This is a genomic window from Parabacteroides sp. AF17-28 (genome assembly GCF_003479205.1).
GTDB lineage: Bacteria > Bacteroidota > Bacteroidia > Bacteroidales > Tannerellaceae > Parabacteroides > Parabacteroides acidifaciens.
Genome location: NZ_QUGV01000023.1, coordinates 70,582 through 85,074, shown reverse-complemented (window position 1 = coordinate 85,074; position 14,493 = coordinate 70,582). Strand labels below are relative to the sequence as shown.

General features: G+C 51.1%; 11 protein-coding genes. 3 read left to right on the top strand and 8 right to left on the bottom strand.

Going from position 1 to position 14,493, the window contains the following annotated elements:
• Positions 1–142: 142 nt before the first annotated feature.
• Together DWW90_RS15610 and DWW90_RS15605 are read right to left on the bottom strand one after the other, a co-directional pair.
• Positions 143–457: a type II toxin-antitoxin system RelE/ParE family toxin gene (locus DWW90_RS15610; RefSeq protein WP_122345623.1), complete on the bottom strand. Its 315-nt coding sequence runs from the start codon at positions 455–457 to the stop codon at positions 143–145.
• Positions 454–717, bottom strand: coding sequence for a hypothetical protein (locus DWW90_RS15605; protein WP_122345622.1), 264 nt, complete (start codon positions 715–717; stop codon positions 454–456). Before DWW90_RS15605 ends, DWW90_RS15610 begins: the two co-directional genes overlap by 4 nt.
• A 119-nt stretch (positions 718–836) precedes the next feature.
• Here DWW90_RS15605 and DWW90_RS15600 point away from each other — a divergent pair, with 119 nt between their 5' ends.
• Complete coding sequence (locus DWW90_RS15600; protein WP_122345621.1) at positions 837–1,196, top strand: hypothetical protein; 360 nt, start codon at positions 837–839, stop codon at positions 1,194–1,196.
• Positions 1,187–1,498: a type II toxin-antitoxin system RelE/ParE family toxin gene (locus DWW90_RS15595; protein ID WP_122345620.1), complete on the top strand. Its 312-nt coding sequence runs from the start codon at positions 1,187–1,189 to the stop codon at positions 1,496–1,498. Before DWW90_RS15600 ends, DWW90_RS15595 begins: the two co-directional genes overlap by 10 nt.
• Before the next feature lie 87 nt (positions 1,499–1,585).
• On the opposite strand, the gene DWW90_RS15590 is transcribed toward DWW90_RS15595, so the two are convergent.
• Positions 1,586–4,243, bottom strand: coding sequence for a transglutaminase domain-containing protein (locus DWW90_RS15590; protein ID WP_199662204.1), 2,658 nt, complete (start codon positions 4,241–4,243; stop codon positions 1,586–1,588).
• A 146-nt stretch (positions 4,244–4,389) separates the two neighbouring features.
• Between DWW90_RS15590 and DWW90_RS15585 the strand changes: the two genes are divergently transcribed.
• The gene (locus tag DWW90_RS15585; protein ID WP_115499291.1) at positions 4,390–5,907 is read left to right on the top strand and encodes a potassium/proton antiporter; all 1,518 of its coding nucleotides are present in this window, start codon (positions 4,390–4,392) and stop codon (positions 5,905–5,907) included.
• A gap of 212 nt (positions 5,908–6,119) precedes the next feature.
• Here the strand turns inward: DWW90_RS15585 and DWW90_RS15580 are convergent, their stop codons facing one another.
• The 5 genes from DWW90_RS15580 to DWW90_RS15560 all read right to left on the bottom strand — a co-directional run bounded on the left by DWW90_RS15580 (position 6,120) and on the right by DWW90_RS15560 (position 14,472).
• Complete coding sequence (locus DWW90_RS15580; protein WP_122345618.1) at positions 6,120–8,360, bottom strand: glycoside hydrolase family 3 C-terminal domain-containing protein; 2,241 nt, start codon at positions 8,358–8,360, stop codon at positions 6,120–6,122.
• Between the two features lie 4 nt (positions 8,361–8,364).
• Complete coding sequence (locus DWW90_RS15575; RefSeq protein ID WP_122345628.1) at positions 8,365–9,621, bottom strand: glycoside hydrolase family 5 protein; 1,257 nt, start codon at positions 9,619–9,621, stop codon at positions 8,365–8,367.
• A gap of 16 nt (positions 9,622–9,637) precedes the next feature.
• Complete coding sequence (gene bglX, locus DWW90_RS15570) at positions 9,638–11,881, bottom strand: beta-glucosidase BglX (RefSeq protein ID WP_122345617.1); 2,244 nt, start codon at positions 11,879–11,881, stop codon at positions 9,638–9,640.
• Between the two features lie 3 nt (positions 11,882–11,884).
• On the bottom strand, positions 11,885–12,688 hold the full coding sequence (locus DWW90_RS15565; protein WP_115499294.1) for a family 16 glycosylhydrolase: 804 nt from the start codon (positions 12,686–12,688) through the stop codon (positions 11,885–11,887).
• A gap of 68 nt (positions 12,689–12,756) precedes the next feature.
• Positions 12,757–14,472 carry a RagB/SusD family nutrient uptake outer membrane protein gene (locus DWW90_RS15560; protein ID WP_122345616.1) on the bottom strand — a complete coding sequence of 572 codons (1,716 nt, stop codon included), beginning with the start codon at positions 14,470–14,472 and terminating at the stop codon, positions 12,757–12,759.
• Positions 14,473–14,493: the final 21 nt, after the last annotated feature.

The window sequence follows — 14,493 nt, the reverse complement described above, 5'->3', positions numbered from 1 at the left end:
TTTTTGCTATTTAGAGACATTAGCTTGACGGCTATGGCGCTTGACGCGGGATCTCATTAGAACCGGCCGTATCAAAGAAGAATTGACACGGCCGGTTCTTTTGCAGCCCCGCATCAAGTGCGGGGACAAGGGAACATCTTCCTTAAATGATTTCTCTTAACTTGCCAGGTGATTGTCTGCAATCCCGTATTGCAACGATGTAGATAGTTGTCTCTTCTATGAAATATACAAGCTTAAAGTGTTTACCGCAGACTAACGAGCGGTAGCGTTCGGGCAGGTCTTCCAATATAGGCTCGATTTGACCGAGGTGAGGGGACTTCGCCAGGCGGTCCGCGTCCTTTAATATGGCATCTGTAAACTTTTTAGCGGCATGTCTGCCCATAGTGTTAAGGTACCAGTTCTTTTGTTGCTCGAAAGCGGTCTTTGCCTTTTCGAGCCAGATAACGGTGTAGGTCATTGTTCTGCTATTTTGCGCATCTCTTCTTGTGTATAGGTCTTGCCTCCGTTGCGGAACTCTTGGGTCGAGCGGATAACGGTTTCCCTGAATGCTTCATCGGTCATGACTAAAGGGCCTGGACGGTCTTCTGTTTTTGCCGTAGCCGACTTGCGTATACGGTGAACGTATTTCTTAACCTTCTCGATCGTCTCGGCATCCTCTATGGAAAGAATGGATTCGATAAGGCTTTGTTTGCTGGTTTGTAACTCTAATGCTGTCATATTACTTCCGATTAATGGATGATGATTGCAAAGATAGTGATTTAAGCGGATATCTCGGATTATTGCTATATCTTTGTGTGCAGTACGTATTTACTAACTAAAGAAGAAAGGAGTTCCGTATGACAACAAAGCCTTATAAATATGATGAAGACGACACTCGCGAACCGCAGCGCGTCTCTGAACCGGCGGTTTCTTATGCCGCATCCCGGAGTGTTGCGAGCTTGAAGCTTGAAGCGATCGACGAGCTTATGAATATCTTTGATACAGACCGGCTGTCGCGGGCTGTGGATTTCCTGCGCACGTTGGGACGGGAGGAGGAAGACTTGATGCCCGGTGGGATTCCGGCTTTGCAGTTTACGAAAGAAGAGCTGAATGCCCACATTGACAAATCACTCCAAGATATAGCAGAAGGCCGTGTCTACACTTCGGCTGAAGTGCATCGACAAATGGAAGAAAAATTCCCTTTCTTATGCAAGTAATATGGGCAGAGGATGCTCGTGATGAGCTTGGCTCTGTTTTAGAATATGGAGCTTGTGCTTTTGGTAAACGTGCGGCTGAACGTTTCTATGAAAAGCTATTGGGGAATGAACTAAGGTTGGCAAATAATCCCTATATGGGAGAACTTGAACCTCTTTTGGCCGGACGTCCGCAAAATTTCAGAAGCCTGGTTGTGCACCGTCATTATAAACTGGTCTATTATGTCGAAGCAGAGATAATCCATATTGTCGCCCTTTTCGATACTCGCAGGGACCCGGCGTCTTTGGGGGATCATATAAAGTAAAAGAACAGGCCGTGTCAAAAGAGTATTGATACGGCCTGTTCTTTTGCGATCCCGCGTCGAGCGCGGGAACGGGGGTGTTATCTCCTCTTACAACTTATGTATCACCTTCATCAACTGGTCGCCCAGGCCGATGGTGTAGCCTTGGGAGACGAAGACGACACGGTTGAAGGTGTCGGCGATGATGAAGATCGGGAGGGTGTTGGCGTTCGGCAGCTTCATGGCGGCGGCGATCTCCTTCTGGATTGTTTTGTCGGTGTCGATGCCGTATGTGATGGTGCCGGGCAGGTCGCCGAACTCTTTCGGGTCGAAGTTCTGGAAGCCTTTCTCGTCAGGGAAGAGTAAGACCATGCCGCGTCCCCATTCCTCGAGGTCCTTCTTGACGGCGGCGATGTCGCGCATGGCGTGGTTGGTCGGTTCCTGGCGGGAGCCGAGGATGGCGACGATGTAGTAGCCGCGGCCGGTGGTGGCCAATAGGCTCGTCTCTTCGCCCGTGTCGGCGCGCTTGAAGGTGTTTTCGGAGTTGAAGTTATCGATCACCTGGATGTCGTCTTCGCTTTCCCGCATCTCTAATTTGATGTTGCTTGTCTGGCCCGGTTCTACGTTGAAGAAAGTCATTTCTGCCAGCACGCTACCGTTTGCCATACGCGTACCGGTTACGAGCATATAGTTACCTTCGTCTAATGAGAGCGGCTTCTTCAGCAAGGCGCTCCAGGTGTCGCCACCGCCCATGTCTACGTCGCCCGACTCGAAGTTCAGGGTTTGCAGCTTGCCGGTCGGCAATACTTTCGCGATGGTGAAGTGGCTGTAATATTTCGGGTCCTGCAAGGCCTTGATCGGCTGGTAGGAGGCGATTACCCTGCCCTGCTTGGCTGTCGTCTGTTCGGCTGCTTCAAAGTCCACATCCACCCAGTTCACGCCTTTGGCATACTGCACTTTTCCCGCTACCGGCTCAATGCGTGCCGGGATACCCAAGCTGCGGCAGACGGCGACGAAGAAGATATTGCGGGAGCCTTTGTCGGCCACACGCGATTTCCATACGCCCATCGGCATGATAGGGATGCGTTGCGGGTTCAGGCTGTCGTTGATCGTGATATTCTGCTTCACCCAGTCGACCAATACCTGCGGGTCGGCCTTTGCCTTTCGCACCTGCTCGGGTTCGATGTTGGAGGCGAAGAACCGCTTGTACGGAGTCAGGAACTCGTTTGCCACACGCGGGTTGAGGATATACTCGGTGAAGAGGGAACTTTGCACGGACGGCGTGTTGTTCAGGTGGTCGGCCAGGACGGATGCCGGCGTGTCGCGCAGGTCCTTGGAAGAGATTGCCTTCAACAGGTCCATTGCCATAGGACGCTTGTCCGCCGGGGCTTCGCGCAGGAACTTCTCGATTTCGCGCCAGTTGCCGCGGCTACCGATCAGGAAATCTGCCGTCTTCAGCGGGTCGATACCTAACTCTTTGGCGAGGGCTTTCGCCTTCTCTTCGGTGTAGAAGGTCGCTACATATTTATTGCGGATTACATCCTCTTCGTGCAGGCGTTTGGCGTTGGCCTCTTTCTGCTCGTCGGTGACTTCCGCTGCGATGGAGCCGTCTACCGGAGGAATGATGTCGAGGGTGACCGTTTCGATGTCGCCCGGCTTCTTGTCGAGCGTGATCGTCACGTTGTCATTTTTTCCGAATGATACTTTGCTGTAGCCGAACTTGCCGTCTTTGGTCGCCCATACCAGCATATCGCCTTTACCGGCGGAGAGGAAGGTCTTGCCTTGTGCGTCGGCCTTCTTGTTGGCTACGGAGTAGAACTCGGCATAGTTGTATATCTTGAATTCGACGTCGGCTCCGGCAGCAGGTTTGCCGTCCGCGTCGACAACCGTGATGGTCGCTTTGGCGGTCGGGGCGTAGTTGTCGATCACGTTGATTTCAGTGTAGCCGTCGGTCACGTCCATGACCTCTTCCGGGCCATTATATTTGCCGAATACCTTCGTGTGCATCAGCATACCCCGGTAGGCCGGTCCGTTGAACCAGCCTAAGTTGAGCACCGGTTCCGGTTCGCAAGCCCCCATGAAGTACCATTTGCCGTTCACCCAGGCTTCCACCCAGGCATGGTTGTCGTCGGTATGCGCCCAACGCGGCGTATAGACTTGGCGTGCCGGGATACCGACGGAGCGAAGGGCGGCCACCGTGAAGGTCGACTCTTCGCCGCAACGTCCGTAGGCCGTCTTGACGGAGGCTAACGGCGAGCTTGTGCGGGCGTCGGAAGGCGTATAGATCACTTTCTCGTGACACCAGTGGTTCACCTCGAGTACGGCGTCATAGAGCGACAGGCCTTTCACCCGGTCTTTCAGCTCTTCGTAGAAGACCATGCGGCTCTCGTCGAGGTTCTCGTTGTTGACACGTACGGGAAGCACGAAATGGCGGAATATATCTTCCGGGATACTGTCGCCCCACGGCATTTCCACCCGCGCCCGGAAGGAGCTGCGGATATTGTCGAGATAGAGTTGTCCGTTGTAATCCGTAATATCCCCGATCGGCATATAGGCATAAAGGAAGGTCAGCGCCTCCTTCTCGTCGGGTGTCATCGATTGGTTGAAGACGGAAAACAGGTCCCCGCTGGGCAGGGCAGCCTTCTTGGCCTGGAAGTCCTGTTCTACTTCGGCGCGAAACGTATCGTCCGAAATGAAATGTCGTTGTCTGTTGCATGAAGTTCCCACGAGGAGAACGAACAATAGCAGGAATAGATTTGTTTTAATCATAGCGTTAATTTTATCAGCACAAATATACGGAATATATTTATTAGTCAGCCGGTAAGACTGGCTTTTAAGTGTTAACCTGTTGTGCATATCGTTATTTTTTCTTTACTTTGAAGTGATAAATTACAAGAGTAAACCGTTATAAGCCTATGTTCCACGAATTCGAATTGTTTCACAGTGCGGAAGGAATCTTGCTGATTGCTTCTGTCATTCTTTTCTTCAGTATTTTTGCCGGTAAGGCCGGTTTCCGTTTCGGGCTTCCCGCTTTGTTGTTGTTTTTAGGTGTCGGCATGCTGTTCGGCAGCGACGGGTTAGGGATACAATTCAGTAATCCGAATATCGCCCAGTTCATCGGTATGCTGGCGTTGAGTATCATCCTGTTTTCGGGTGGTATGGACACGAAGGTGTCCGAAGTGAAACCGATTGCGACGCAGGGTATCATCCTGGCGACGGTGGGGGTGTTGGCTACGACGTTTATTACGGGCGGCTTTATCTACTATATTTCCATCCTTGCGACCGGATATGAGGCGCTGCCGTTTGCAGAGTCTTTGCTGTTGGCGGCGGTCATGTCGTCAACCGATTCGGCTTCCGTCTTCTCGATCCTGCGTAGCAAAGGCGTCTACCTGAAAGAACGGTTGCGGCCGACGCTCGAGTTGGAGAGCGGTAGTAACGACCCGATGGCCTATATGCTGACGCTTCTTCTGATCGCTTATATCCAGGTGGGAGGCATGAACTTACAAGACGCCGTGTTGCAACTGATTATCCAGCTTTCCGTCGGGGCTGTCGCCGGTTTCCTGTTAGGGAAGTTAGCTGTGTATATTATCAATCATATCGATATCGACAATGAGTCGTTGTATCCGATCCTGTTGTTGACAACGGCGTTTTTCACCTTCTCGGTGACGACCCTGTGCAAGGGCAACGGCTACCTGGCCGTTTATATTGCCGGACTGGTGGTCGGGAATGCTAAGATTGTGCATAAGAAGAGTATGAGGACGTTTTTCGATGGCTTCACCTGGCTGTGGCAGATAGTGATGTTCCTTACGCTGGGCTTGCTGGTTAATCCGCACGAGTTGCTTCCGGTAGCGCCGATCGGGTTGACGGTGGGTTTCTTTATGATTGTGGTGGCCCGTCCGCTGAGTGTTTTCCTTTGCCTGCTGCCGTTCAAGAATTTTTCGGTGAAAGGCAAGCTGTATATCTCGTGGGTGGGGCTTCGCGGAGCCGTGCCGATCATCTTTGCTACTTATCCGATGATTGCTGGGATCGAGCATGCCGGCACGATCTTCAATGTGGTTTTCTTTATCACGATCCTTTCCCTCCTGATACAGGGCACAACCGTCACACAGGCGGCCAAATGGCTTGGGCTGGTGGACGAGCCGGAGCGGAAAAACGAATTTGGGATCGAACTGCCGGAAGAGATCAAGAGTGCCATGAGCGAAATAGATATTACCCCGGCCGTCCTTGCACACGGCAACAGGCTGATGGAGCTTACCTTGCCCGACCATACGCTGGCCGTTATGGTGAAACGCGACGGCCTCTATTTCATCCCGAAAGGCAACACGGAACTGAAAGAGAACGACAAACTCCTGATGATATCCGACAACGACGAGGCGTTGCTCCAGGCATACGAGTCGTTGGGTGTGACGGATTACACGTTGAAGAAGAACTGATTCCCCCTCTTCTATTGTATGTCACATCCGTATTCTTTTCATGTTACAACTGTCTTCCTTTTGTGTTACGGTTGTCATTCTTTTGTTTTACAGCTGTGACATGAATAACGGGTGTTTATAAAAACACAAGGCATTCCGCATAAACCGTTCTGTTTGCCGGGTTGTTCACTCCTGTACGGCACAAACGGTATTTGTGGAACGCCTTGGTCGATTTATTTCAACTCGAACTTAATCCGGTCGCGTATATCAGTGGAGGAGGCTCCTATCAGCGCTTCGAACTCTCCCGGTTCGGCTACCCATTCGTGCTTGCTGTCGTCAAAGAAGCTCAAAGCATCGGTGTTGACAGTAATGGAGACCTGTTTCGCTTCGCCGCGTTGCAGGCGTACTTTGCTGAAACCCTTCAACTCTTTTACCGGACGGGGCAAGGATGATTTCTTATCGCTGATGTAGAGTTGCACGATTTCCGCACCTTCCCGTTTCCCTGTATTCCGGACGCTGACGGTGAAGGTGACCGGTTCGCCGGCTTTGATCACTTTCTTGTCTGCCGTCACTTTTCCATATTCGAATGTCGTATAGCTCAATCCGTGTCCGAAGGGGAAGAGGGGACGGATCTTTTCCTTGTCCGTCCAGCGGTAACCGACAAAGAGTCCTTCGTTATATTCCACGTCGACGATATGGCTGCCGTCTTCACGAGGCTTGCCCGGATAGGTGTTTAATTTATGAGCAGGTACTTCCTCTAATGCGTTGGGGAAGGTGAAAGGCAATTTACCGGAAGGATTGACATCACCCAGCAGGATAGAGGCGAGAGCATTTCCGGCTTCGCTTCCGAGATACCAGGCTTGTACGACTGCCGGCACTTCCTTGAGCCAGGGCATGGCAACGGCGTTACCGGAGATGTTTACGACAATGAGTTTCTTATTGGCTGCGGCGAGGGCACGGATTACCCGATCCTGGTCGTAAGGCAGGGCGAGGCCGGCTCGGTCGGAATCTTCGCAGTCCTGTCCCGTGCTTTTGTTTAGTCCGCCGATAAAGATGACATAGTCGGCTGTGCGGGCTATTTCGACAGCTTCGTCGATCAGGGCTTCGGGCGACCGGTCGTCCCGAAGATTCTGGCCGGTGATTACTCCGTTGTATTCGCCGGTCGGATCCCCTACATAGCCGCGGGCGTAAAGTACTTCCGTACGGCCGTTGATACGTTTCTTGAGTCCGTCGAGGGGCGAGAGTTCATATTTGGCTTTGAGCGATGAACTACCGCCTCCGACGGTCATCATCTTGATGGCATTTTCACCTACGACCAGGATACGTTTGGCTTGATCGGTGTCGATAGGCAATACGTTGTCGCGGTTCTGCAAGAGGACGATCCCCGCTTCGCCGATCCGGCGGGCCGCATCGAAGTGTTCGTCCGAGCAAAGGGCGCCGTAGGGACGTTGGGGGTTCATGTTGGTGCGGAAAGCCAGACGGAGAATGCGACGGACTTTGTTGTCCAGCTCTTCGGTTCCAACTTTCCCTTCGCGGATAAGTTGCAGATAGGGCAATGCAAGGTAATAGTTGTCATAGGCATTGCTGGAACCGTTCGAAAGTCCGTTTGTCCAACTGCCGAATTCCATGTCCAGTCCGTTCCGGATGGCTTCCCCGGTATCATGCGTGCCGCCCCAGTCTGAGACAACCACGCCGTCGAATTTCCATTCCCCTTTCAGGATGTTGTTTAGCAAGAACTGATTATGGCAGTTGTGCTCGTTCTTATACAGGTTGTACGCCCCCATGATGGCCCATGCTTTGCCTTCGGTGACGGCAGCTTTGAACGCAGGCAGGTAGATTTCATATAAAGTCCGGTCATCGACGATAACGTTTGTAGTATGACGGTTCACTTCGTGGTTGTTCAGTGCATAGTGCTTGACACAGGCAGCAACGCCGTTCGCCTGTACGCCCTGGATGTAAGGGACGACCATCCGGCCGGCCAGATAGGGGTCTTCACCCATGTATTCGAAGTTACGGCCGTTCAACGGAGTCCGATAGATGTTGACACCCGGTCCGAGCAGCATATTTTTATTGCGGTAACGGGCCTCTTCACCGATACTTTTCCCGTAAAGGCGGGCAATTTCCGTATCCCAGGAGGCTGCCAGGCAGGTGAGGGCCGGGAAGGCCACACACGAGTCGTTGGTCCATCCTGCCTGATCCCATTCGTCCCAAAGCACTTCCGGACGAATACCGTGCGGGCCGTCGGTGGTCCAGCATTCGGGGATTCCCAGACGGGGAACGCCGGTCGAACTGAATTTGGACTGGGCGTGCGTCAGCGCAACCTTTTCTTCGAGTGTCAGCCGCGAAAGAGCGTCTTCCACCCGTTCTTCCACCGGTTTACTGTTGTCCAGATAAACCGGGACTTCCTGCTGTTGTGCGTTAGCCAGAGCCGGCAGGAATAAGAACGCACAAGCTATACTTTTGATGATATCCATATTGTTATCGTACTTTTAGATTGAGTGATTGAATATATTCTTTTTGGATGATGCACTGCTCGATCCGGCTGTTCCGGATAAACTCAAGCAAGGTCGCTTTGGCCTTTTCCTGTTCTGGCCGTGCATCCCGGATTTCTTTGTAAGTGCTTCGGGGAGCTTCGGAGAAAGCGACTATACTTTCCCAGTCCTCCGGTGCCTTGATGCCGGCAAATGCGGAATTGTCTATTTTCTTGTAAGGCCAGAAGGTCCATCCGATATTGTTCTCTTCCATGACATGGCAGAAAGCGTTCATCCAGGCTTCCCGGTTGTGGCCTATTTCGCCCATATACATCGGCAGGTTCACCCGGTCGCGGAAGTCGATGATTTCCTGGATGGCGGCTTGAGTCGCTTCTCCCCCGTAGCGGTGGCAGGTGTACATGATCTTGTCGTCGTAAGTCGAATCGGTGAAGGGACGGAAATTGCCGTTCCACTGGGCGCCTCCCAACAGGATGATGTGGTTGCGGTCTACCTCACGGATGGCTGCGACCGCCCGTTTGTGGAGTGGTTCCAGCGTGGCATTCAGCTCTTCCATGTTTTCAAAATAAGGGGCGATCGGTTCGTTGATCAGTTCGTATCCTAAGATTACCGGTTCATTCTTATAGTAATCGGCTATCTTGCGCCAAATGTCGCAAAACAGTTGTTGACTTGGTTCGCTGTCGAACAGCCAGGGGTAACCGTAGCTGTCGTCGATGTTATCGCCGGTCTGTCCGCCCGGTGCATCGTGCATATCCAGTATCAGGTAAAGATGGTTGTCCCGGCACCAGCCGACGACACTGTCTATGCGGGCAAAGCCGTCTTGCGCTGCGGTCAGTCCCATATAGTCTTCATCCGTGAACAGTTTATAGTGGAACGGCAGGCGTATGGTGTTTGCGCCTGTGGAAGCAATGAACTCGATGTCTTCCCGGGTGATGTAGTTGTCCTTGAACTGTTTCCAGAATTCGGCGACAAAGTCCGGTCCGACCATTTCGCAAAGCATCTGGTTGATCCGGCCCGGAGAATTGGTCTTGTTGAATCCGAACATATATCCTTCCGGATTCAGCCAGTTGCCTAAGTTCGTCCCTTTTATCAGGAACTTGCTTCCATTCGGAAGGATGAGATTCTGTCCGTCTATGCGGATGAAGGATTCGGGCGCAGGCGTAATTGTCGGCTCTTGCTGTGTTTGCTGTTGGCACGCAACTAAACATCCTATGATCAGTAATGCGTAAATTATAATATTTCTCATGTTCATCTCTGATTACTTAATTAATAACTTCGAAATCGGCAGAAAGCCCTTCCTGGCTGTTCGTGCCTAACCAAATGGTGAAATCGCCCGGTTCGACGACTTTTTGCATATCGATATTCCAGAATGCCAGTTCGCTGACAGGAAGAGAGAACGTGACAGTCTGTTTTTCCCCGGGTTGCAGGTCGACGCGCTTGAACCCTTTCAGCTCTTTAACCGGACGGGTGACGGAACCGACTTTATCCTGTATGTAAAGCTGTACGACTTCTGTTCCGGCATATTTCCCGGTGTTTGTAATGTCGACGCTGGCAATCAGTGTATCGGTTGTCTTCAGTTTATCTGCGGAGATGTTTATCCGGTCGTATTGGAAAGTCGTATAACTCAGTCCGTATCCGAACGGGAATAAAGGGCCGAAGCCGGCATCCATATAGAAAGAGGTGCAGCCTAACGATGTTTGTCCGGCCTCCAAAGGTATTTCATCTATAAGGATTTCCTGCTCGCTCGGAGCGCGTCCTGTGTGATGATGCGCGTAATATATAGGTGACTGTCCTGTCATTTTAGGGAAGGTAACCGGAGTTTTTCCGCTTGGGACAGCTGTTCCGAACAGCAGGTCGACCAAGGCCGGACCACCCATTGTGCCGGGGTGGAACGAGTAGAGGACGGCTGCTGATTCTTCCACCTGCTTTCCAATTGTCAGTGGCCGACCGGCCATGACGATTGTCACGACGGGTTTGCCGGTTTGTGACAGGACGGAGATTAGGTCAGCCTGTGCTCCCTGCAAATTCAAATCGGCTAAAGAATGCGCTTCTCCTGAAAGGATGGCTTCTTCGCCAACGAAGGCCAATACGATATCGGCGTTCCGGGCGGCGGCAACTGCTTTCGTGATGCCTTCGCGCTGTTTGTCGCGGCTGTAGGCGAGTCCCGGTTCGTAGACAATCCGTATTTTGTCGCCATACATTTCCTGCAATGCTTTCAACGGTGTCTGGGTATGTTCCTTTTCCCCGTCGAAAACCCATGTTCCCAGCTGGTCATGCGGGGCATCCGCCAGCGGGCCTGTTACGACGATCGTGCGGATCTTATCTGTCAGAGGCAAAGTCTGTTTGTCGTTTTTCAACAGGATAGCCGATTGGATGGCGGCTTCCTTGGCCTTAGCCAAATGGTCTTCTGCATATTTTACCGATTGGTCGGCGTCCACATATGGGTTCTCAAATAACCCTAACCTGAATTTCAACCGCAGGATGTTGCGGACAGCATCGTCTATTGTGGCTTCCGAAACCTTCTTCTCTTTCACCAATGCCTCCATGTTATGAATGAAGACGCTGCTTACCATATCCATATCTACGCCGGCATTGATCGCTTTTTCAGCTGCTTCTTTCTCATCTTTGCAGAAGCCGTGTGCGATCATTTCTGCTGCTGAGGCCCAGTCTGTCACCACCATGCCGTCGTAGTTCCATTCTTTCCGGAGTACATCTTTTAAAATGAATTTGTTTGCCGTGGAAGGGACTCCGTCGTTATCGTTGAACGAGGTCATAAACGTCGCGCATCCTGCCTTGGCAACCGCCTCGAAAGGAGGAAAATAGACGTTGCGCAACACGCGTTCCGGGATGAATGTCGAGTTATAGTCTTTTCCACTTTCTACAGCTCCATAGCCGACAAAATGCTTGGCACAGGCAGCCATGGATGTGGGGTCATTCAAGGAATCGCCCTGGAACCCCATTACCATTGCAGTTCCCATCACGGCAGACAGGTAGGGATCTTCCCCGCAACTTTCCGCCATACGTCCCCAGCGTGCATCCCTCGATACGTCGATCATTGGGGCAAATGTCCAACGGATTCCGTCGGCCGATGCTTCGATAGCCGCTACCCTGGCTCCGTCTTTTGCTATTTGAGGATTGAAAGTGGCCGCTTGTCCCAAAGGAATCGGGAAGATTGTTTTATAGCCATGGATGACATCCCGCGACATCAAAAGTGGTATTCCTAAGCGGGACTCTTTTACGGCTATTTCCTGTGCCTTATTCACCAATCCAGGATCGGTCAGGTTCAGCAACGAACCTACTTTTCCTTCCTTGATCAGCCCTGCCATTTCTTCGATGCCACCAAAAGGACTTAACTGGTTCATCTGGCCGATCTTTTCCTGCAAGGTCATTTGCTTTAGCAAAGCGTCTACCCGGCTTTCAACATCTCCTTCTTTAGCCTCTTGAGGTTCTGCGCACGATAAAAGAGGCAAAAGCAACAAGCAGGCAGATAATCGTTTTATATTCATGGATTATTTTTTTTGATATACACGTACGTAATCTATTTCAAAGACAGTGGGAAGCGCTGTTTCGTCTATACCCTTCGCACCTCCCCAGTCGCCACCCCAGGCCAGATTCAGTTTCAGGTAGAAAGGCGTGTTGAAAGGCCAGGTGTCTTTGTTGCCGGTTTTGTCGTTTTCAAAAGTAAAGTAACATTCTCCGTCGACATAGCCTTTGATGATGTCTTCCGTCCATTCGACAGCATAGACATGGAAATCCGACTGGGCTGCAGGTACAAGTATGTTCTTGCCTTTTTGCGTATTTTTCCGGTGGTTGTAGGCTTCGCAGTGGATGGTGGAATGTACGACGTTGGGGTCGTATCCTACTTCCTCCATGATGTCTATTTCACCGTCACCGGGCCACGTCTTGCCGTTCTTTGGCATCATCCAGAAAGCGGGCCAGGTGCCTTTCCCTGCCGGAAGCTTCATACGGGCTTCGAAATAGCCGTATGTCCAGCTTTCGTACGTATTCATACGGATGGAATAAACGTCATCACCTGCTTTTTTGAGGATTATCTTTAGCGTGCCGTCGCTTACCACCGCGCAGGTATCAGTACCCCGGAAACCTTCCACATAGGTTTGCAGTTCGTGGTTGCCCCAACCGTGACCGCCGCTTTCATACCACCATTTCGCAGGATCCGGCAATGAAGAAGCGTCGTTGAACTCGTCTTGCCAAATTAAGGTGTAGCCCTGCGGAACTTTCTCTGTTTCTTCCGGTGCGGCAAATAGTCCGCAAGTGCAGAAGATGCATAAAAATGAAATCCAAACTTTATTCATGGTATCATATAATAAAAGGGGATATCCTAAGAATTTATTCTGTGGATATCCCCATGTTGTTTAATCAATTAATATGGATTCTGTACGGTTGCTCCATGCGAAGATTCTATTTCAATCTGGGGAATCGGCAGGTATTTCTTGTTTTCCGTCCATTGCGGGCGCTGTGGAATAGCCTTGCCTCTTTCCGTCCATTTCAGTGTTCCGCCAATCGCGAGATTTATCGGCTTGCCGTTTTCATCCGTTTTGACTTCACCTTTCTTCTTTTCATCCGTGATGGTCCCGTCAGTATAAACATAACGGTGCTCGTCTTTTGTCTCATAGATGGCGCCGCCACCCGGTGTTAAGACTGTCGATGCCTTGCCGAAACGGATCAAGTCGAAGTATCGCTTACCTTCACCGAGCAATTCTACACGGCGTTCCTGCATGATAGCTTCTTCGGAAATAGCCTTGGAACCTAAACCTGCACGGTCGCGTACCTGATCGAAATAGCTTTGCGCTTCTCCCGAATTTGTACGCCATGCCAGTTCTGCCGCATTCAACAGTGTTTCTGCATAACGGTACAGGTGGAAATTGTTTTCCCAGTTCAAGTCTGCATCGCCTGCCTGGTCGGCTTTACCACCCGGACGGCCTAAATATTTGCGCAGGAAATAACCGGTATTCTGGTAACGGCCCGTATAGTTCACTGCAATTCCTTTGTTCATCATTTCTTCCTGGTAAGTGTCAATATTCAATACTGCAACATCACGGCGGATATCTCCCGGCTCGAAAGCATCATAGGCATCCTTCGTGATGACACAGAAGCCCCAGCCGCCTTCAAACTCAGTGTACGGGCCATGTCCCGTATCCAAACCGCCGACATAATTCAATCCATCCACACCGATCATGGCAGGAATGACAGTACCGCCGCAAGCACCGGCATTGCCCCAGCCGCGTTTACCGCCGGCAGAGATGTAGTTGATATCAAGGATGATTTCATCGGACCATTCCGTTGCATAGGCGAACAGGTCATCGTAGTCCGTAACCAGTTTATACTGGCCGGAAGCAATGATATCTTTCATATAGCCCAATGCCTTTGAATAACGGCTTTCATCTTTCTGATACATAACATAATCGGCATAAATCATGGCAGCGGCAGCCTGAGTCATCCGGCCTGCCCACGCGAGATCGCGTTTCATCGGGAGGATATTGGATGCCAATACGTCTTCCAGGTCGGTTACCATATTATTATATACCTCATCGGCTTTCAACTGTTCTGCGATATACGGGAATGTCAGGTTCTCTGTATAGAAAGGAACATTTCCCCACGTTTTCCACAATACCAGATAGTACCAATCGCGCAATACCCGTCCTTCCGCATTGTAAGCTTTTTTGTCTGCTTCGGAAATATTCGCGGCTTCCGCATTATCCATTAAACGGATGGAGCGGTTTATGCCGGAGTAGGCTACGGTCCATGCTCCCTTTATATCATTGGTAGGGCTACAGCCATACCAGGAGATTTCATGAAGATAACCTTGGTCGGAAGTGTCGCCTCCACCCGGATAAATATCATCGCTTCCTGCGTCCCAGGCCAGATTCAAAGGAAACCAACCATTGTAGTAGTCGAACCACTGCATCGGATCATAAGCGGCCGCCATTGCTTCGACCATTTTTGCATCATCGGTATAATAGCCAGTGATGGGTACGCTGCTTGCCGGTTCTTCGGTTAAGAAACTGTCTCCACACGAAACAAGTCCCGTTGCAAGTATTGTGGTAGCAACAAAAGTATATAATTTATTCTTTTTCATATCGATTCTATTTTTTAAATT

What these genes read in the sequence shown, in the direction of transcription:
- DWW90_RS15610 (WP_122345623.1), bottom strand. Translation starts at nt 457, where the DNA reads ATGACCTACACCGTTATCTGGCTCGAAAAGGCAAAGACCGCTTTCGAG.
- DWW90_RS15605 (WP_122345622.1), bottom strand. Translation starts at nt 717, where the DNA reads ATGACAGCATTAGAGTTACAAACCAGCAAACAAAGCCTTATCGAATCC.
- DWW90_RS15600 (WP_122345621.1), top strand. Translation starts at nt 837, where the DNA reads ATGACAACAAAGCCTTATAAATATGATGAAGACGACACTCGCGAACCG.
- DWW90_RS15595 (WP_122345620.1), top strand. Translation starts at nt 1,187, where the DNA reads ATGCAAGTAATATGGGCAGAGGATGCTCGTGATGAGCTTGGCTCTGTT.
- DWW90_RS15590 (WP_199662204.1), bottom strand. Translation starts at nt 4,243, where the DNA reads ATGATTAAAACAAATCTATTCCTGCTATTGTTCGTTCTCCTCGTGGGA.
- DWW90_RS15585 (WP_115499291.1), top strand. Translation starts at nt 4,390, where the DNA reads ATGTTCCACGAATTCGAATTGTTTCACAGTGCGGAAGGAATCTTGCTG.
- DWW90_RS15580 (WP_122345618.1), bottom strand. Translation starts at nt 8,360, where the DNA reads ATGGATATCATCAAAAGTATAGCTTGTGCGTTCTTATTCCTGCCGGCT.
- DWW90_RS15575 (WP_122345628.1), bottom strand. Translation starts at nt 9,621, where the DNA reads ATGAGAAATATTATAATTTACGCATTACTGATCATAGGATGTTTAGTT.
- bglX (WP_122345617.1), bottom strand. Translation starts at nt 11,881, where the DNA reads ATGAATATAAAACGATTATCTGCCTGCTTGTTGCTTTTGCCTCTTTTA.
- DWW90_RS15565 (WP_115499294.1), bottom strand. Translation starts at nt 12,688, where the DNA reads ATGAATAAAGTTTGGATTTCATTTTTATGCATCTTCTGCACTTGCGGA.
- DWW90_RS15560 (WP_122345616.1), bottom strand. Translation starts at nt 14,472, where the DNA reads ATGAAAAAGAATAAATTATATACTTTTGTTGCTACCACAATACTTGCA.